The following is a 17,722-nucleotide window of genomic DNA, read 5'->3' on the forward strand; positions in this document are numbered from 1 at the left end:
CGTCACCCTTATAAATATTTCGAATGAACATCAATGTTTGCAGCTAATAGAATAGATGCAATATGGGCTGACGGTGAAGCGGCCACTTCGCGGTACGTTCTGTCGACAAAAAGATGCAGTGCTTCAGGGAATTCTTTTCGAAATTGCTTCCGCAGTTTGTCGCCAGCATCGTCACTGTCTGCTAATATGTAAACGTCTTTCCCGAATAAATCGTCCACAAGCTGATCCAGCTTCGATGTACTGATCGTGCCATTGGTGCAAATGATGGTAACAGGTTCACTTATGACTTCTTTTAGCTTCTGTTTATCTGATTTACCTTCTACAATGATGACCTTTTCTATCTCGACATTCATCACGATCACCCGGCCCTTTTGACGTTGATTCACTTCTTCCTTAGATTACAATCTTTCATTCAGGTTGTAAAGATTGGGCAATTGATCAACAAAAAGACTGCAGCACTCACTGCAGCCTTATCTGTGATCAGCACCAGCCATTTTCATCGTCACAGTCTACATATTTTTCAGTCCCATGGGTCAATGTATCTGACAGACGATAAAAACGGTTTTGATCATAGGAATAACCTGATTTTAATTCATATTGATTTTCACTAATCATCGTACCAATCTCTTCGTTTTGATGGTAAAGCACCATGCCACTCTCTTTGAATCGTCCAGTGACATGCTCTGTTATATCCACCTGTTCTTTTTGAAAAGACAAATTGGACACCCCCTATATAGGTAGAGTGTCCAATTTCACATGAATTAGTCTTCTTTTGTCATTTCTTCATATTGCTCAGCTGTCATTAGGTTCTCGATTTCAGATGCATCCGCTGGCTCTACTACGATCATCCAAGCTTTTTCGTATGGAGAGTCGTTGACGAACTCTGGGCTGTCATCAAGTTCATCGTTTACTTCAACGATTGTGCCGTTAATCGGTGCGTATAGTTCAGAAACTGTTTTGACTGATTCTACACTTCCGAAAGGCTCGTCCGCTGTAATTTTGTCTCCTACTTCAGGAAGCTCAACGAACACGATATCGCCTAGCTCAGATTGAGCAAAATGCGTAATACCGATACGCACCTTATCTCCTTCTACTTTGACCCATTCGTGTTCTTCTGAATAACGTAAATCTTTTGGTGTGCTCATTTCATACCCCTCCAGTCTTTTCTTACAATCTATATTGAAGATACCACAATCTGAATGAAAGTTACATCATTTCCAGACGCTTTTAAATGTATCTTCATTAAATCCAACTGTCACTCGTTTGCCGTCTGTTGTAATTGGACGCTTGATCAGCATTCCGTTAGACGCAAGTAATTCAAGCTGCTCGTCCTCTGACATTGCAGGAAGTTTATCTTTCAGCTGCAGCTCTCTGTATTTCTGACCGCTCGTATTAAAAAATTTCTTCAGCTCTAAACCGCTTTTTTCGTAAAGGGCTTTTAATGTTTCTTTATCAGGCGTCTCTTCGACGATATGTATGCTGTTGATGTCTTTATTGTGTTCTTCCAGCCATTTCTTTGCTTTTCGGCATGTACCGCAAGATGGGTATTCGTAAAAATCTAAAGCCACCATTTTCACCTCCTGCAAATAGTGACAACATTTTATCACAAAACATATGAAAAACCTAAATGTATGCTTACAAAAAGGTGCGGCATGATATCCGCACCTTTTCAGCCGTCTTATACGATATATTTCTCTGCTTCAAAGATTCGTTTCGCCACCTCACGCTTTTTCGCAATGACATTCATTGGCGTGAATCTTGTCAGCTTGCGAAGGGCTGACAGACTCATACGGAGTGAATCTCCTTCTTCCATGGCAATCAATGATTCTTTCGCATGAGCTTCAATTTTTAAAAAGGCTTCCTGCGTGAAAATTTGTGTATACGCAAGCTTTTGTGCATTTTTTTCTGTGCCTGATGCTGCGATTGCTTTTTCCGTACGCAAGACCGCCGACTCAGCAGCAAAGAGTTCATTGACGATATCTGCTATATTCACAAGGATTTCTTGCTCTTTGTCTAATGCTTTCCCATATTTCATCGCCGCCATTCCAGATACCATCAAGGCGATCTTTTTCGCATGGGCAAGTAAGTATTTCTCTTGATCAAGCGGCTGATCACCCGGCTCTTCCGGCATCATCATCATTAGCTCTTCCTGTAGGGTTTGCGCTTTTTGAAGAAGCGGAAGCTCTCCTTTCATCGCTTTCTTCAAGAAGGTGCCTGGCACAAGCAATCGGTTAATTTCATTCGTTCCTTCAAAAATACGGTTAATTCGTGAGTCGCGATAGGCTCTTTCGACTTCGTATTCTTGCATGAAACCATATCCGCCGTGAATCTGCACACCTTCATCCACAATATAATCGAGCGTTTCAGAGCCAAGCACTTTACAAAGAGAGCATTCAATCGCATATTCTGCAATGGATTGCGCAATTTGTTTCCCATCCTTTTGCTCCTCGTCACTTAACAGACCCATTCTTTGTTCAAATAACCCGACTGTGCGGTATACAGCACTTTCCATGGCATAAAGCTTTGCCGACATGTTGGCTGCTTTTTCGCCAATTAAGCTAAATTGAGAAATTGGTGTTTTAAACTGCTTGCGCTGATTAGCATACTCTGCCGATAATTGAATGACTCGTTTTGATGCACCGATTGTCCCTACAGCCAGTTTATAGCGTCCAATGTTCAAAATGTTAAAGGCAATGACATGACCTCTGCCTGCTTCACCAAGCAAATTCTCCTTTGGCACTTCGGCATCTTCAAGGATTAACGTTCTCGTCGAGGACCCTTTAATGCCCATCTTTTTCTCTTCAGGTCCTGTTTTGACTCCAGGAAAATCCTTTTCTACGATGAAAGCAGAGAAGTGTTCACCATCAATCTTCGCATACACGACAAACACATCGGCAAATGCGGAGTTTGTAATCCATTGTTTTTCCCCATTGAGGACATAATGTGTTCCAGCTTCATTCAGGACTGCCGTTGTTTTCGCACCTAGCGCATCAGAACCTGACCCTGGCTCTGTTAGGGCATAGGCCGCAATTGTTTCTCCAGAGGCGAGTCCTGGCAGGTACTTTTCCTTTTGCGCTTGATTGCCAAACAGCACGATCGGCAAAGAACCGATCCCGACATGGGCGCCGTAAGAAAGAGAGAAGCTGCCTGCTCTTGCAAATTTTTCAGTAATGATGGCTGAGCTGATTTTATCTAACCCAAGCCCGCCAAATTCCTCAGGAACATCCGCACCAAGCAGGCCAAGCTCTCCAGCCTTTTTCAAGAGACGAACAGAATGCTCGAATTCATGATTTTCAATTTGATCGATGTGCGGAACGACATCTTGTAAAATGTAATCTTCTGTTGTTTTCCCGATCATTTGATGTTCATCAGAGAAATCCTCTGGTGTAAAGATATGCTCATAATTCGTCTCATCTATTAAGAAACTGCCACCCTTTTTTACATCTTCCATTGCTTTCATCCTGTTTTCCCCCTTTAGATCAATTCAAAAATGCCTGCTGCTCCCATGCCCCCGCCGATACACATCGTCACAATACCAAATTGTTCATTTCGCCGTTTCATTTCATGAATGAGGGACAGCGTGAGTTTCGTTCCTGTACAGCCTAGCGGATGTCCTAATGCAATGGCGCCGCCGTTGACATTTACCTTCTCTTCATCGATCCCTAAATGACGAATGACTTGAATCGCCTGAGAAGCAAATGCTTCATTTAATTCAAACAGCCCGATGTCCTTCAGCTCTAGACCAGCGATTTTCAGCGCACGCGGAATGGCTTCAACCGGCCCAATTCCCATGACTTCAGGTGGTACACCACCAACAGCAAACGCTCTGAACTTGGCGAGTGGCTGAAGAGAAAGAGAAGATGCTTTTTCGCGATCCATCATCATGACACATGCCGCTCCATCACTCGTCTGCGAAGAGTTTCCTGCAGTCACTGTGCCTTTTGTTGAGAAGGCAGGTCGTAACGTTGAGAGAACCTCCTCTGTTGTGCCCGCTCTGACACCTTCATCTTGTGAGAACGTAAATTGGCGTTCTTCTAGTTGATTCTGCTCTCCTACCCGTCTTTCTGTCACATCAACGGGAACAATTTCATCTGAAAATTTCCCTTCTTGAAGTGCCTTTGCTGCCTTTTGATGGCTCCTCACCGCAAAAGCATCTTGATCTTGCCTTGTGACCTGATACTTTTGCGCCACTTGCTCCGCTGTGTGGCCCATGCTCATATAGTATTCAGGCGCTTGCTCTGCCAAAAGAGCGTTTGGACGAATGGAGTGACCCATCATTGGGACTTGCGACATCGATTCGACGCCTCCGGCCAAAATGGTTTCTGCCTGCCCAAGCATAATTCGTTCACCTGCATAAGCAATTGACTGCAGACCAGAAGAGCAATAGCGGTTAATGGTGATAGCAGGTACTGTATATGGCAAACCTGCTAACGCCCCAATATTCCGGGCCACATTCAGCCCTTGCTCTGCTTCTGGTGTCGCACATCCGATGATTAAATCATCGATTGTTCCATCATAATCACCGGCACGCTTTAGCGTTTCTTTTACACACAATGCGCCCATATCATCAGGTCTGACATATTTTAATGATCCCTTTTTGGCTTTCCCTACTGGTGTTCTTGCGCCAGCTACAATCACTGCTTCTCTCATTTTGACTCCCCCCTAGTTACGTAAAGGTTTTCCTTTAACGAGCATGTGCTGCATGCGTGCCTGAGATTTGACTTCCCCTACAAGACTTAAAAAGGCTTCTCTTTCAAGCTCTAATAAGTATTGTTCATCCACCTCTGTACCAAATGGCAATTTGCCGCCAGAAATGACATGCGCTAGTTTTTTCGCAATGGTCATGTCATGGTCTGAAATGTATCCAGACAATCTCATGTTTTCAGCAGCCAGCACCATTGCTGCGTAGCCTGTTTCCCCCATCACGGGCACCTTTCGCTTCAGAGGTGCACGATAACCCGCTTCATCAAGAGAAAGAACGAGTTGTTTCGCATCATGGATTAAATGATCACCATTCATGCTGATCCGGTCATTCACTCGGAGCATCTTCATATCACGCGCTTCCTCTGCTGATGTAGATACCTTTGCCATCGCAATGGCTTCAAAGGTTTGTAGCGTAGCATCTTGGATTGCAGTTGCTGATGGCTTTTCCGCTCCTTGCAGATGGCGAATATAGAGTTCTTTGTTTCCGCCTCCGCCCGGTATGAGCCCGACCCCCGCTTCGACAAGCCCCATATACGTTTCACTGGACGCTTGGATAGCGGCTGCTGGTAGACAAAGCTCCGTCCCTCCGCCAAGTGTCATACCAAATGGTGCAGCCACAACTGGACGGTCACTATACTTCACCTTCATCATCGCCTGCTGGAACCTGCGAATGACAAAATCAATTTCAAAGAAGTTGTCGTCCTGTGCTTCCATTAAAATTAAGGCGAGATTCGCACCAACACAGAAGTTCTTTCCTTGGTTACCGATGACCAGCCCTTTATAATTCTTTTCCGTTTCATCTACAGCACGATTGATCATATCAATGACATCAAGCCCAATGGCATTACTTTTCGAATGAAATTCAAGCAAGGCAACATCATCCCCGATATCGATCAAGCTTGCACCCGTATTTTTAAAAATGACATCGTGTTTCTTTTTCAATCTAGCTAACGAAATATTCTTGTCGTTTCCCTTTTCCTGTTCATAAGCACCATTCTGATAAAATGCACGGTCTCCTTCGGCATTTTCTTGATAGAATGTGTCATGTCCTTCTGAAAGCATATCTTGCACCCACGACGGGATGCTGTGCCCTTCCGCTTCCATTCGACTGACGGCTTTTTTCACGCCAATCGCATCCCACAGCTCGAACGGGCCATGCTGCCAGCCAAATCCCCATTTCATGGCGTTATCGATGGACTGAATATCATCCGCAATGTCGCCTTTTAGATGAGCTGAATAAAGAAGAACAGGTGCGGTCATATTCCAAAGCAATTGCCCAGCACGGCCATCTTGATAAATAAGCGCTTTCAATTTCGCTTTTGTCCCCTTTTGCTGCTTGGCAATGTCAATGCCCGGATCCTTTAGCTTTGTCCGTTCTCCGTATGTGAGTGTGACAGGATCAAGCTCTAAAATGGTCTTTCCGTTTTTTTGATAAAATCCTTGCCCTGCTTTGCTGCCGATCCACCCTTTTTCGAGCATTCTTTCCATAAACTCAGGCAGCTGAAAAATATCTTTTTCCTTTCCTTCTACCTGTTCATACACATTGCGGGCTACATGAGAAAATGTGTCGAGCCCCACCACATCAAGTGTGCGGAAGGTCGCACTTTTCGGTCTGCCAATAAGAGGACCTGTGACAGAATCGACCTCTCCGATCGTGTATTTGTTCTCAAGCATTTCACGCACTGTGACAAGAAGCCCATAAGTGCCAATTCGGTTGGCAATAAAGTTCGGTGTATCTTTTGCTTCGACCACACCCTTGCCAAGTACATCTTCACCAAATGTTTTCATATATGAGAGTACTTCTGGATCTGTTTCTTGAATAGGAATTACTTCTAACAGCTTTAAATAACGAGCTGGGTTAAAAAAGTGAGTGCCTAAAAAGTGGCGTTTAAAATCAGCTGATCGGCCTTCTGCCATTTTTTCAACAGAAATACCGGATGTATTGCTGGATACGATGCTGCCTTCTTTGCGGTGTTCGTCGATGAGAGAGAATACGTGTTGTTTAATGCTGAGCTTTTCAGTGACGACTTCAATGATCCAGTCAGCATCGTGTAATAAGGAAAGGTGATCTGTGAGATTTCCGGGTGTGATGTATGATAGGTTTTTGGCTGAAGTAAGAGGTGCTGGCTTTTGCTTTAACAATTTTTTCATTGCGTCTTGGCTTAATCTATTCCGAACACTAGGGTGATCAAGCGTTAGCTTTTTTGCCGTTTCTTCCTTTGTCAGTTCATGTGGCACAATATCTAGCAATGTTACTGGTATCCCGATATTGGCTAGATGTGCAGCAATGCCTGAGCCCATGACACCTGAACCAATGACAGCCGCCTTGCGAATATGTTTGCCCATAAATATCCCCCTAAACATTTTGAATGAACAGTCATTCATTTTTTGTCCAAAAAAAAGCAATGCCTCTTTCTTTATCTTAAAAGATTTTCCGAAACAGTTCAATAGCAGATTTCAAAAATTTACACATTCTCATGCGTCTTTCTTTACAGCGTATGAATTAAAGACGAGGGGGAATTGTAAGAATGGAGGTGATGTCCACATGTCTCGTTTGCAAAAGAACCCATCAAAAGCAGGCGTAAGTGCTGCAAGTGTGAAAGGAAACGCAGGTCCATCACAAGAAGCAGACCTAGGCGGTAAAAAGACCAGTCAAAATCAGCAATATAAAAAGAAATCGTAAGGAGGAACACATCTTGAACAACCAGCAAATGAATATGCCCCCACAGGTAATTTCAGTAAAGGATTCCTTGTACCTAGAGGATATGCTGAACTGGAATTTGATCGCGATGAAAAAGGCCCACTTTATGGCCGAGCATTGTCAGGATCAAACATTGAAACAAGAACTCAATCAAGTTGGTCAAATGCACCATCAGCATTACACACAAATACTTCAACATTTAGGCAGCTCAGGGCAAGGCCAGTCTTCTGGCTTTATGCAATAGGAGGTAACAGACATGGAACAGCAAAACCAACAAAAAATCGGGAATCCACAAACGCCGGTTCCAACAACGACAAACATGAACGATCGCGACTTTGTCACAGACCTTTTGTCGACTGAAAAATATATGACAAGCGGATATAACACAGCGCTCAATGAATTCAGCCATGAATCTCTTTACCAAGATATTCAGCGAATTGCGCTAGAAACACAAAAAACGCAAAGACATTTATATGATGTCATGTTCAAATATGGCTGGTACTCTGTCGAAGCCGCTGACCAGCAGAAGCTCCAGCAGGCACATCAGAAGTTCCAGCAAACACTGACAGATCAATCACCGTACGGATCATCACCCATGTCATAAAGAAAAACTGCCAGCTCGTACTGGCAGTTTTTTAACGGTCTTTATTGGCACGATGAGCTTCATTTAATTGCTTGATCCGCTGAATCGTTTCTTTGATGTCTTCTTTTGCCTCTGGATACGTGTCATTAAAATGCTTGGCTAAAGGCGGCATGCTTTTGGCAATATGAGAATAGATGATCCACTGCGAGACATCTCTTTTCAGTTCCTCATTCGTTTCACCAAGCAGCAGCTCTGTATATTTATCAAGCAGGCCTTCGAGCTTTTCATCTAATTCATTTCCCATTTGTATTCCGCTCCTTTTTTTCAGAAAAAAGCCTGACTCTGCGTGTAACAGATGTCAGGCTTTTCACATACGATTATCTTGCAGCAAGAAATGTCTCAGCTTGTGCCTGTTGGACAATACAGCGTCCTCTGCCGTGCGGAATACATAACGGTGTTCCGAATAAAGGATCTGTTGTTACTTGGCAGTTCATATCAAAGACATTTTTCACAAGATCACAGTTAATGACAGTTTCCGGTCTTCCTTCTGCATAAATTGACTTGTCTTTAATGGCCACAAGGTGATGTGCATATCTGCAAGCGAGATTGAGGTCATGCAGAACCATGACAATCGTGCGCTGCTCTTTTTCATTTAAATCAAAAAGAAGATCCAGGATTTCAATTTGGTGCGTCATGTCTAAATACGTTGTTGGCTCATCTAATAGAATAATATCCGTCTCCTGTGCCAATGTCATCGCAATCCATGCACGCTGCCTTTGTCCACCTGATAATGAATCAACCGTTCGATCAGCAAGGTCTTCCATCTTCGTTGACTTCAGTGCACGATTTACCGCTTCTTCATCTTGCTTTGACCATTGCTTCAGCCAATTTTGATAAGGATATCGCCCTTGCTTGACGAGTTGATGTACCGTTAACCCTTCTGGCGCTTCCGGTCCTTGCGGAAGAATGGCGAGCTGTTTCGCCACTTCCTTTGTTGGTAATTTGGCAATGGAATGACCTTCAAGCAGGACAGAACCACCCATTGGCTTCATGAGACGGGCCAAAGAGCGAAGTAGCGTGGATTTACCGCATCCATTGCTGCCAATAAATACTGTGATTTCACCCTTAGGGATTGACACATTTAGTTCGTCTATGATCATTGTTTCTCCGTAACCTAAGCTTAAACCTTCAGTAGAAATGGCACTCATTCCGCTCAAACGCTCCTTTTCTCATCCAAATTTTTTATATTGAATATCGTCTATGTAGACGTCAAAGATCACTTATCTCAATTTAGTGTATCAGATTTAAGTGATCTTGAAAATCATTTTCAATTAAAAAATGAGAAAGTCTCGTTTACTTTTTCTTTTCGAATGCACGTTTTGTCCCATCTTCGAGCTTGATATCGACTCGTATCCGCTGATAATCATCATCTAAATTAAAAGCAGATAATAATTCATTGACATATGTTTCATTCAGCTTTGCACTAGGAATCGACATATCATTGAGCTTCATCTTCATTTCACGTAAAGCTTCTTCCCCTTCATAGCGGACACCATTCATATGATCTCGAATTAGTGCTTCTTCTCTTCCACCAGCTTGACGATAGGTAGCTTCATATAATTCGCTTTTTTGTCCATATTGTACGTGCAATTGCAAATGCTGAAATGGCAGTTCCTTCATTTGAACAGCTGACAGACTTTCAGCTTCTGCTTCATGTGGATGTTGTATTGGTTCGATTGAACGACAGCCAGACAGCATAAAGAACAGCACTCCTAGCAGTCCCGCCTTCTTCCAGCACATCATGTGTTTCCTCCTATTTCATAGCATCGTTTTTTATTCTTCTCCAAGCCCCTTTTCGTTATTCAATAAAACAGCAGACTATGGTAGATTAAAACAAAAAGGAGAACCGGATGATGAATAAAACAGCCATTGTGACTGGTGCCAACAGCGGTTTCGGAAAGCTCATCACATTGCGTCTTGCTCAGCAAGGGTACACTGTGATTGCTGGCGTAAGACAGGAAACCAATGCGAAAAAGCTTGCCGAAGAAGTAAAGAACGCCGCTTTATCCGAATCGATACATATTGAAGCATTAGATGTAACAGATACACAGTCCATTCAAGCATTTCAAAAAAGGCTTAATGCCTATGCTCCCATTCACCTGCTTGTGAACAATGCGGGAACGGCCTATGCTGGTTTTGCTGAAGAGGTGCCTGTTGATCAGTACCGTGAGCAATTTGAAGTGAATGTCTTTGGTGTGATGGAAATGACACAAGCAGTCCTTCCGTTGATGACGAGCGGTGCAAAAATATTGAATATGAGCAGTATCAGCGGACTCATGGGAATGCCCGCACTCTCTCCATATGTATCGTCAAAGTTTGCGCTAGAGGGCTATACAGAGAGTTTGCGAATTGAGTTGGCTGCGTTTGGCATTCAGGCCGCTTTGATTGAGCCGGGTTCTTTCCAAACGAACATTTGGAACACCTCCATGAATGAGCAAATGACACCACCCGCAGAAGGTTCTAAATACACAACTATTTATCAAAACATGATGTCCTATATAGAGGCGCAAAAAAACAACTATGGTGATCCCGGTGAAGTTGCAGAGCTTGTGGTTTCGCTTGCAGAGAAGAAGCGGCTAAAGAAGCTAAGGTATCTTGTGGGGAAAGGTGTTCGGCTTTCATTCATAGCAAAGCAGCTCCTGCCTTGGAATGTATGGGAAAACATTATTTTACGGACACTATCTTCAAAAAAATAGGCACAAAAAAACAGGTGGATCGATTATCCACCTGTCAGCGTGTAGACAAACCCTCGCATTCTTTGTCAGTCCTGCGTGCTGGTGCTCACGAATGTCAAATTCGCTCCGCGCCAGTACTCGTCCTTCCTAGACTGCAAAGGCTTTCTATCACGCTGAAAAAAAGAAGACAAAGGGCTAAAATAAAGTTCATTTTAGCCCTTTGTCAACAATCTAACAGGTGGATCGATTATCCACCTGTTTTCTTTTATTCGTTATCAGACTGCCCAAGGGTAATATCAAGATTTTTATTCTTTCCATCACGGATGACAGTCATTGTCGTTTTATCGCCAATTTTTGTTTCTTTATAAAGGATTTCTTTCAGCTGTGAGCTGTTCGCTACATCTTTTCCTTTGAACTTGATGATGACATCTCCAGACTTCAAGCCTGCTTTTTGTGCAGGAGATCCTTTTGAAACATCTTTTACATAAATGCCTTTACCGATTTGTTTATCAAATAGGCCAAGTGTATTTTCCTGATACGTTTCAGGCACTTGCTCAAGGTCAATCATTTGTACGCCAAGGTAAGGACGTTCGACTTTTCCATTTTTCAACAGCTGATCTACGATCGGTTTTACATCGTTACTTGGGATCGCAAATCCGAGTGATTCTACTCCGCTTTCGCTAATTTTCAAGCTGTTGATGCCGATGACTTGACCGTCTGTATTGATCAGCGGACCGCCACTGTTTCCAGGGTTAATGGCTGCATCTGTTTGAAGCACATTCATCTCAACAGTTCCAGATGATGTATTGGCTTCAACGGTACGATCGAGACCACTAATAATCCCTTCTGTTACTGTACCAGAGAACTGCGCACCAAGCGGGTTCCCGATTGCGATGACTTTGTCTCCAGCACGAAGCTTAGAAGAATCTCCAAAACTTGCAACTTTATCAATGCCGTCAGCATTTATTTCCACGACAGCTAAATCTGTCATTACGTCACTGCCGACAAGCTTCGCATCTTTTGTTTTTCCATCGTATAGTGTGACCTTTAATTTATTGGCACCCTCGACTACATGGTTATTTGTGATAATGTATGCTTTTTTGCCATCTTTTTTGAAGATGACACCAGAACCCGTTCCAGCTTCTGCTTCAGTTGAATCACCGCTAAGACCGAACGAGTTTTGTGTAGATTGATAGTTTGAGACCCCTACAATCGTCGGCTCTAAATCTTCTACCATATCAGCAACATTCGTCGCATTGGTGATTTGTTTTGTTGAGAAATTTTCAGATGAAGCCGGTTCGCTTGATGCTGTTTGGGTTTGAGTGTTTGCCGCTGTATCTTGTGACTGCGGTAAAAGCGGTGTAATGCCAAGCACAAGACCGCCACCAATAATCCCTCCAAGAATCGGACTCAACCATGCAGCCTTCCGTTTTTTCTCCTTTTTAGACGAACGGTCATCAATCACTTGAGGAGATTCGTTTGACACCCTCTCCTGAGAGGCAGATGCTTCGTTTTCATGATGGTGAAAAACGAGTTCTTTCTCTTTTTCTGGTTCTTCTATTTGTTTCTCATTCTCTTGATGTGTGTGTTCTTGATCATTCATCTTTTTCTCTTCATCTTCTCTTCGGAAATCCATCGCTTGCACTCCTTTGCATCATTTTCATGAAATGCTTCATTCATATGTCTAGACAGGACTCATGTCCTCTTAATGGCAATATCATTGAAAAATTCTTTATGACAATATGTCAAATTATATAATACTTATTCATAGAAAAAAAGCAAGGTGTGCACATTGGTGAAAAGCACCTATTCATTAGCCTTTTGTCTATGCCCTTTTTTCCCTTGAGCTTATCATAAACAAACATTATGGGATAATGATGAGAAGAATATGTGAAATTGTGAAAAAAGCGTGTTATTGTTGACATGCCGCCTTTGTATCCCGTTATAATGACGTTGAGAGGATGTGGAAGACTTTGTCGTACACCATTTATTTAGTTGAAGATGAGCAGAATTTAAATGAACTGTTAACCAAATATTTAGAGAGTGAAAATTGGAATGTTTCCTCTTTTTTAACCGGAGAAGCGGCACGCGAAGCAATGAACAAGCCCCCGCATCTATGGATTTTAGATATTATGCTGCCTGATACAGACGGCTACACACTCATTAAAGAAATCAAAGCAGCCTCGCCTGACGTACCGGTCATTTTTATTTCGGCACGTGATGCAGATATTGATCGTGTGCTTGGCTTAGAACTCGGGAGCAGTGATTATATTGCGAAACCCTTTCTTCCGCGCGAGCTGATCATCCGTGTGCAAAAGCTGCTGGAGCTTGTATATAAAAACAGTGACACACCGCAGCAAAGCGTCACACCCGTTTCTTCCTATATCATTCATGAGGACGTAAGAGAGGTGTATGAAGGAGATCAGCTGATTAACTTAACGTCTAAGGAATTTGATTTGCTGCTCTTATTTACCCATCATCAAGGACATGCCTTTTCCCGGGAAGATATCCTCGTCAAGATCTGGGGGCACGATTACTTCGGGACAGATCGTGTGGTCGATGATCTTGTCAGACGGCTGCGCAAAAAAATGCCTGACTTAAAAGTCGAGACCATTTATGGATTTGGCTATAGGATGCTAAAAGGATGAAGAACAAACCACTCGCTTTTCAAATTTGGGTTGTCATCTCTGGCATTTTACTCACCATCTCGATTGTCCTGATCATTTTATTTTCAAATACATTACGCAGCTTCTTTACGAATGAAATTTATAAAAACATCGAAAACGAGCAGCAAGTGTTAACAGAATACCCTCTGAATCGAGACGGCTCACCAAAGTCGACACCAGAAAACCGCTCGGTTCAGCACATTCTGATTCCGTCAGATGAATTAAATCAAATGGCTCAGTTTTTCCCGCATGCCTTTATTGAAAAAGTGCAGTCCTTTGTTAAAAAACAAAAAAGCGCAACAAAACGCTATTCTGAAGAAGTGAATGGTCAGCATATCTTTTTTGTGATCAAAAAAGTCTCAACAGGCAATACACAATATATTCTCTTGTCATATGCACCCGATTCTTATCGAGATGACTTGTCCTTTACACTGTTTAAACAGCTGATTTTCATCTTAGGAACGGTTATTTTACTAAGCTGGATTCCATCGATTTGGCTCGCCCGCTACTTATCACGTCCAATTGTCGCGTTTGAAAAGCACGTCAAGCGCATTGCACAAGAAGACTGGGACGATCCTGTGATTGTTGACCGGCAAGATGAAATTGGCAAACTGGGGCATACGATTGAAGAAATGAGACAAAAGCTCATTCAAAAGGATGAAACAGAACGAACGCTTTTGCAAAATATATCACACGACTTAAAAACACCTGTGATGGTCATCCGCGGTTATACGCAGTCTATTAAAGATGGAATTTTCCCTAAAGGAGATCTTGAACAAACGGTGGAAGTGATTGAAGGCGAAGCGGAAAAGCTTGAGAAGAAAATCAAAGATTTGCTGTATTTAACAAAGCTTGATTATTTATCAAAACAACATCCGGCGCATTCTCCCTTCCTTGTGAGTAATACAATGCTGGAAGTGGTTGACCGTTTACGCTGGTCGAAAAATGAATTGCAGTGGAACGTGGACTTAGATGATGAGGCTGCACTTGAAGGCGATCCAGAACAATGGAGCAAATTATTTGAAAATGTATTAGAAAATCAACTTCGCTACGCAAAAAGTAAAATTGATATTCATATGAAGCAGGAAGAGGATCAAATTCGCATCGTCATTCGTAATGATGGCCCTCCAATTGAAGAACACATGCTATCCAGCCTATACGAACCTTTTAGTAAGGGAAAAAAGGGCGAATTCGGCATTGGATTAAGCATTGTCAAACGAATTCTTTCAATGCATCAAGCGTCCATATCAATTGAAAATGATGAACTAGGTGTACGCTATACGATCACTGTTCCAAAGAAGAGGCTGTAGGTTTTACACCGCAGTCTTTTTTAGATGAATGAATACCCATTGAAATCACGGTATGTGGCTTTGATTTTCTTGCCAGCTTGATACATCCATTTCTTTTCAATGGTTGTCTCTTTCGGCATTTTGACTTTTTCTACTTGAATTCCTTTTGTTTTCAAGCGTCTAATCATATCATCAATTTCTCTCATGGAACATCATCCTTTCACATTTTTTGACCGGTTGGTCACCTTACTTTATAATATAAAGAATTACACTGTAAAAAACAAGTTACAATCTGATTAATTTTTGAAAAGTTTTGTCGTTTATGACCGATAAGTCACATCTCTTTGCGCACGTTTCCTAAGACATTTGTCTCTCGGTAAGAAAGGATGACATTCATATTGAAAAAGAAAGAAAAAATGATTATTGAGGCTGGTATGAAGTTATTTGCCAGCAAAGGCTATAATACAACGTCTGTTCAGGAAATTGCAGATGAATGCCACATGTCAAAGGGTGCGTTTTACCTTTATTTCAAATCGAAAGAAGCACTGCTTATTTCGATCTTGCATTACTATTACGATAAGGTATTTACCCGGATTCACGAGGTTCAAACAGAGGGCGGCACACCAAAAGAGGCCTACCGGAAACAGCTCACTGTCTATTACGATAATATTTTGCAGCAAAAAGATTTTATTAAAATGCAGCTAAGCGACAGGGCGCTCCCATTGAACGAAGAAACGCAGCAGCTCGCAAAGCAAATTCGACTTGCGACGATTCAGTTGCACATTGATAACATTAAGCAAGTGTATGGAGATGCAGCCATTCCTTATATGGCTGATCTATGTTTAACGATTGAGGGCATGAGTCACGTTTACTTTGAGCTTGCCATTTTATATGATTTTCAGCTCGAAGCAGAGGAGCTTGCCGCAACAATGATTCACCGTATCGATGATCTAATAGGCGGTATGATGAAGCGAAATGACCATCCACTCATTTCTGTGGACCAAGCAAGCGACTGGTTCGGCCCGATTTATGAACGATCATTTGACCCGCTCACAGAATCTCTATTAAAAGAATTAAGAGAGCTGGCTGAAGCACATTATGAAGTGAAAGACGAGCCAGATTTATTTGAAGCGCTTGGCATTTTAGAAAATGAGTTAAACAAACAAAAACCAAGACAAGTCATCGTCAAAGGCATGCTTTACCAATTGAAATTATACACACCGCTTCAGCCGGTCTCAGGCTCCTTATTACGCATTCTAAAAGAAGATCATTTATAAAACCCAGGGCTTGGTTGCCCTGGGTTTATGATTGTGACAAACAATCAAACTTCTTTTCTGTGATTTCAGGGAGTTTCCATAAAAAAACCAGAGGCACAGAGGCCTCTGGTGTCTTATTTTGCTTTCGGTGTCACCATTTCTTCTGGTTTCACAAACTCTTCAAACTGCTCTTCTGTTAATAGTTCTAATTGAAGGGCAGCTTCTTTTAGTGTTAATCCTTCTTTGTGCGCAAGCTTCGCAATTTTCGCTGCATTTTCATATCCAATGTGCGGGTTGAGTGCCGTCACAAGCATCAATGAATTGTTTAGGTTTTTCTCGATCGTTTCTAGGTTTGGTTCAATTCCAACGGCACACTTGTCATGGAATGAGTTCATACCGTCAGCAAGCAATTCAACTGACTGCAGGAAGTTATAGATGATGACCGGCTTAAATACGTTCAGCTCGAAGTTTCCTTGGCTTGCGGCAAAACCGATCGTTGCATCATTCCCCATGATTTGTGCGGCAATCATTGTTAAAGCTTCACTTTGAGTTGGGTTGACTTTTCCTGGCATAATGGAGCTGCCTGGCTCATTTTCAGGAATGATCAATTCACCAATTCCGCAGCGAGGACCACTTGCAAGCCATCTCACATCATTGGCAATTTTCATTAAGTCAGCTGCAAGTGCTTTAAGCGCACCGTGTGCATATGTGATTTCATCATGGCTTGTCAACGCATGGAATTTGTTTGGTGAAGAATTGAACGTTTGACCTGTTAACTGGCTGATTTCTTCTGCCACGTATTTACCAAACTCAGGATGTGCGTTAATTCCCGTACCAACAGCTGTTCCGCCAATGGCAAGTTCTCTCATTTTTTCAGTAGATTCTAAAATCATTTCTTTTGAACGATCAAGCATGTACACCCAGCCGCTAATCTCTTGGCCCACTGTAAGAGGTGTTGCATCTTGCAAATGCGTACGGCCAATTTTCACGATCTCTTGGTATGCTTTTGCTTTCTCATCAAGCGTCGCTCTTAACTGGTCAATCGCAGGCAATAGCTTTTTGTACACAGCTAAAACAGCTGCCACGTGCATAGCCGTTGGGAATGTATCATTTGAGCTTTGGCTGCGGTTGACATCGTCATTCGGGTGAATGCTGAATTCACTATTTTTATCTTTCAAGTAAGCAGTTGCTCTATTTGCAACGACTTCGTTCATGTTCATGTTACTTTGTGTTCCACTTCCTGTTTGCCATACAACAAGCGGGAAATGCTCGTCATATTTTCCACTGATAATGTCATCACATACAGCAGCAATCGCTTCTGCTTTTTCACTTTCTAAGTTGCCTAGACGTTCGTTCGCAATCGCTGTGCTACGTTTCAAAATTGCAAACGCATTCACAACTTCCTTTGGCATTTTCTCAGAACCGATTTTGAAATTTTCTTTGCTTCGTTGTGTTTGTGCACCCCAGAACTTGTCCTGTGGCACCTTGATTTCGCCCATTGTATCTTTTTCGATTCTAAATTCTGTCATTATGTATCCCTCCATAGCTTCATCACTCAACTCTATTCTATACAAAAAACGAAAATCCTTTAAGCGTTTTCAATTAAAATTTTATCTTTATTTTAATTTTAGTTCAATATAAACACGAACATCTTTGGAATATTTGTATTTTGGATTTGTTTTTCCGTAATCTTTTGACGTATAAGTCACCTCATAATGCTTGTCAAACGACTGTAGAATAAGGTCGATCTCCTCTTTTGTTCCTGCTAAACGAATTTGCGCCATCTTC

The 17,722-nt window shown here is 42.3% G+C and carries 21 protein-coding genes; 7 read left to right on the forward strand and 14 right to left on the reverse strand.

Features of this window, described 5'->3' with window-relative positions; translation table 11 throughout:
- Positions 1–8 precede the first annotated feature (8 nt).
- The 7 genes from MHI20_RS09345 to MHI20_RS09375 all read right to left on the reverse strand — a co-directional run bounded on the left by MHI20_RS09345 (position 9) and on the right by MHI20_RS09375 (position 7,050).
- Positions 9–353, reverse strand: a complete 345-nt coding sequence (locus tag MHI20_RS09345) for a toprim domain-containing protein (protein ID WP_008347035.1) — start codon at positions 351–353, stop codon at positions 9–11.
- Positions 354–480: 127 nt separating this feature from the next.
- Complete coding sequence (locus MHI20_RS09350) at positions 481–717, reverse strand: YusG family protein (RefSeq protein ID WP_008347037.1); 237 nt, start codon at positions 715–717, stop codon at positions 481–483.
- 44 nt (positions 718–761) lie between these two features.
- A complete protein-coding gene (gene gcvH, locus MHI20_RS09355; protein WP_008347039.1) occupies positions 762–1,145 on the reverse strand; it encodes a glycine cleavage system protein GcvH in 384 nt (127 codons plus the stop codon).
- 66 nt (positions 1,146–1,211) lie between these two features.
- Complete coding sequence (locus tag MHI20_RS09360; protein ID WP_008356673.1) at positions 1,212–1,568, reverse strand: arsenate reductase family protein; 357 nt, start codon at positions 1,566–1,568, stop codon at positions 1,212–1,214.
- Between the two features lie 110 nt (positions 1,569–1,678).
- Positions 1,679–3,460: an acyl-CoA dehydrogenase family protein gene (locus tag MHI20_RS09365; protein WP_144665976.1), complete on the reverse strand. Its 1,782-nt coding sequence runs from the start codon at positions 3,458–3,460 to the stop codon at positions 1,679–1,681.
- A 14-nt stretch (positions 3,461–3,474) separates the two neighbouring features.
- Positions 3,475–4,650, reverse strand: coding sequence for an acetyl-CoA C-acetyltransferase (locus MHI20_RS09370; protein ID WP_058336902.1), 1,176 nt, complete (start codon positions 4,648–4,650; stop codon positions 3,475–3,477).
- Positions 4,651–4,662: 12 nt separating this feature from the next.
- A complete protein-coding gene (locus MHI20_RS09375) occupies positions 4,663–7,050 on the reverse strand; it encodes a 3-hydroxyacyl-CoA dehydrogenase/enoyl-CoA hydratase family protein (protein ID WP_178929905.1) in 2,388 nt (795 codons plus the stop codon).
- 199 nt (positions 7,051–7,249) lie between these two features.
- On the opposite strand from MHI20_RS09375, the gene MHI20_RS09380 reads away from it, so the two are divergent.
- Genes MHI20_RS09380 through MHI20_RS09390 form a run of 3 tightly spaced genes read left to right on the forward strand, consistent with a single transcriptional unit; the run spans position 7,250 to position 8,009 of the window.
- Positions 7,250–7,387, forward strand: a complete 138-nt coding sequence (locus tag MHI20_RS09380) for a YuzL family protein (protein WP_008347049.1) — start codon at positions 7,250–7,252, stop codon at positions 7,385–7,387.
- Between the two features lie 10 nt (positions 7,388–7,397).
- The gene (locus tag MHI20_RS09385; RefSeq protein ID WP_060698253.1) at positions 7,398–7,649 is read left to right on the forward strand and encodes a hypothetical protein; all 252 of its coding nucleotides are present in this window, start codon (positions 7,398–7,400) and stop codon (positions 7,647–7,649) included.
- A gap of 12 nt (positions 7,650–7,661) precedes the next feature.
- The gene (locus tag MHI20_RS09390) at positions 7,662–8,009 is read left to right on the forward strand and encodes a spore coat protein (RefSeq protein ID WP_007500333.1); all 348 of its coding nucleotides are present in this window, start codon (positions 7,662–7,664) and stop codon (positions 8,007–8,009) included.
- Between the two features lie 31 nt (positions 8,010–8,040).
- On the opposite strand, the gene MHI20_RS09395 is transcribed toward MHI20_RS09390, so the two are convergent.
- The 3 genes from MHI20_RS09395 to MHI20_RS09405 form a co-directional block, all read right to left on the reverse strand.
- Positions 8,041–8,292 (reverse strand): YusU family protein, encoded by a 252-nt coding sequence (locus MHI20_RS09395; protein WP_017359282.1) that lies wholly within the window; start codon positions 8,290–8,292, stop codon positions 8,041–8,043.
- 73 nt (positions 8,293–8,365) lie between these two features.
- The gene (locus tag MHI20_RS09400) at positions 8,366–9,196 is read right to left on the reverse strand and encodes an ABC transporter ATP-binding protein (protein WP_008347057.1); all 831 of its coding nucleotides are present in this window, start codon (positions 9,194–9,196) and stop codon (positions 8,366–8,368) included.
- Between the two features lie 145 nt (positions 9,197–9,341).
- Positions 9,342–9,788 (reverse strand): YusW family protein, encoded by a 447-nt coding sequence (locus MHI20_RS09405; protein ID WP_171465740.1) that lies wholly within the window; start codon positions 9,786–9,788, stop codon positions 9,342–9,344.
- Between the two features lie 113 nt (positions 9,789–9,901).
- Between MHI20_RS09405 and MHI20_RS09410 the strand changes: the two genes are divergently transcribed.
- Complete coding sequence (locus MHI20_RS09410) at positions 9,902–10,744, forward strand: oxidoreductase (RefSeq protein ID WP_340937728.1); 843 nt, start codon at positions 9,902–9,904, stop codon at positions 10,742–10,744.
- 244 nt (positions 10,745–10,988) lie between these two features.
- Here the strand turns inward: MHI20_RS09410 and MHI20_RS09415 are convergent, their stop codons facing one another.
- Positions 10,989–12,359: a S1C family serine protease gene (locus tag MHI20_RS09415; RefSeq protein ID WP_282900775.1), complete on the reverse strand. Its 1,371-nt coding sequence runs from the start codon at positions 12,357–12,359 to the stop codon at positions 10,989–10,991.
- Between the two features lie 337 nt (positions 12,360–12,696).
- On the opposite strand from MHI20_RS09415, the gene MHI20_RS09420 reads away from it, so the two are divergent.
- Entirely contained in the window at positions 12,697–13,371 is a 675-nt protein-coding gene (locus tag MHI20_RS09420; RefSeq protein WP_017359278.1) for a response regulator transcription factor, read from the forward strand.
- Positions 13,368–14,699, forward strand: a complete 1,332-nt coding sequence (locus MHI20_RS09425) for a HAMP domain-containing sensor histidine kinase (protein WP_017359277.1) — start codon at positions 13,368–13,370, stop codon at positions 14,697–14,699. Before MHI20_RS09420 ends, MHI20_RS09425 begins: the two co-directional genes overlap by 4 nt.
- A gap of 20 nt (positions 14,700–14,719) precedes the next feature.
- On the opposite strand, the gene spxO is transcribed toward MHI20_RS09425, so the two are convergent.
- Positions 14,720–14,884 (reverse strand): anti-adapter protein SpxO, encoded by a 165-nt coding sequence (gene spxO / locus MHI20_RS09430; protein ID WP_096881830.1) that lies wholly within the window; start codon positions 14,882–14,884, stop codon positions 14,720–14,722.
- 192 nt (positions 14,885–15,076) lie between these two features.
- Between spxO and MHI20_RS09435 the strand changes: the two genes are divergently transcribed.
- Complete coding sequence (locus MHI20_RS09435) at positions 15,077–15,955, forward strand: TetR/AcrR family transcriptional regulator (RefSeq protein ID WP_282900776.1); 879 nt, start codon at positions 15,077–15,079, stop codon at positions 15,953–15,955.
- Between the two features lie 113 nt (positions 15,956–16,068).
- On the opposite strand, the gene fumC is transcribed toward MHI20_RS09435, so the two are convergent.
- Positions 16,069–17,463, reverse strand: a complete 1,395-nt coding sequence (gene fumC / locus MHI20_RS09440; protein WP_017359275.1) for a class II fumarate hydratase — start codon at positions 17,461–17,463, stop codon at positions 16,069–16,071.
- 87 nt (positions 17,464–17,550) lie between these two features.
- Entirely contained in the window at positions 17,551–17,718 is a 168-nt protein-coding gene (locus MHI20_RS09445; protein WP_017359274.1) for a YvzF family protein, read from the reverse strand.
- Positions 17,719–17,722: the final 4 nt, after the last annotated feature.

This window comes from Bacillus sp. FSL K6-1106 (assembly GCF_038005245.1).
GTDB classification, from domain to species: Bacteria; Bacillota; Bacilli; order Bacillales; family Bacillaceae; genus Bacillus; species Bacillus altitudinis.

What these genes read in the sequence shown, in the direction of transcription:
- MHI20_RS09345 (WP_008347035.1), bottom strand. Translation starts at nt 353, where the DNA reads ATGAATGTCGAGATAGAAAAGGTCATCATTGTAGAAGGTAAATCAGAT.
- gcvH (WP_008347039.1), bottom strand. Translation starts at nt 1,145, where the DNA reads ATGAGCACACCAAAAGATTTACGTTATTCAGAAGAACACGAATGGGTC.
- MHI20_RS09365 (WP_144665976.1), bottom strand. Translation starts at nt 3,460, where the DNA reads ATGAAAGCAATGGAAGATGTAAAAAAGGGTGGCAGTTTCTTAATAGAT.
- MHI20_RS09370 (WP_058336902.1), bottom strand. Translation starts at nt 4,650, where the DNA reads ATGAGAGAAGCAGTGATTGTAGCTGGCGCAAGAACACCAGTAGGGAAA.
- MHI20_RS09375 (WP_178929905.1), bottom strand. Translation starts at nt 7,050, where the DNA reads ATGGGCAAACATATTCGCAAGGCGGCTGTCATTGGTTCAGGTGTCATG.
- MHI20_RS09380 (WP_008347049.1), top strand. Translation starts at nt 7,250, where the DNA reads ATGTCTCGTTTGCAAAAGAACCCATCAAAAGCAGGCGTAAGTGCTGCA.
- MHI20_RS09390 (WP_007500333.1), top strand. Translation starts at nt 7,662, where the DNA reads ATGGAACAGCAAAACCAACAAAAAATCGGGAATCCACAAACGCCGGTT.
- MHI20_RS09395 (WP_017359282.1), bottom strand. Translation starts at nt 8,292, where the DNA reads ATGGGAAATGAATTAGATGAAAAGCTCGAAGGCCTGCTTGATAAATAT.
- MHI20_RS09400 (WP_008347057.1), bottom strand. Translation starts at nt 9,196, where the DNA reads ATGAGTGCCATTTCTACTGAAGGTTTAAGCTTAGGTTACGGAGAAACA.
- MHI20_RS09405 (WP_171465740.1), bottom strand. Translation starts at nt 9,788, where the DNA reads ATGTGCTGGAAGAAGGCGGGACTGCTAGGAGTGCTGTTCTTTATGCTG.
- MHI20_RS09410 (WP_340937728.1), top strand. Translation starts at nt 9,902, where the DNA reads ATGAATAAAACAGCCATTGTGACTGGTGCCAACAGCGGTTTCGGAAAG.
- MHI20_RS09415 (WP_282900775.1), bottom strand. Translation starts at nt 12,359, where the DNA reads ATGGATTTCCGAAGAGAAGATGAAGAGAAAAAGATGAATGATCAAGAA.
- MHI20_RS09425 (WP_017359277.1), top strand. Translation starts at nt 13,368, where the DNA reads ATGAAGAACAAACCACTCGCTTTTCAAATTTGGGTTGTCATCTCTGGC.
- spxO (WP_096881830.1), bottom strand. Translation starts at nt 14,884, where the DNA reads ATGAGAGAAATTGATGATATGATTAGACGCTTGAAAACAAAAGGAATT.
- fumC (WP_017359275.1), bottom strand. Translation starts at nt 17,463, where the DNA reads ATGACAGAATTTAGAATCGAAAAAGATACAATGGGCGAAATCAAGGTG.
- MHI20_RS09445 (WP_017359274.1), bottom strand. Translation starts at nt 17,718, where the DNA reads ATGGCGCAAATTCGTTTAGCAGGAACAAAAGAGGAGATCGACCTTATT.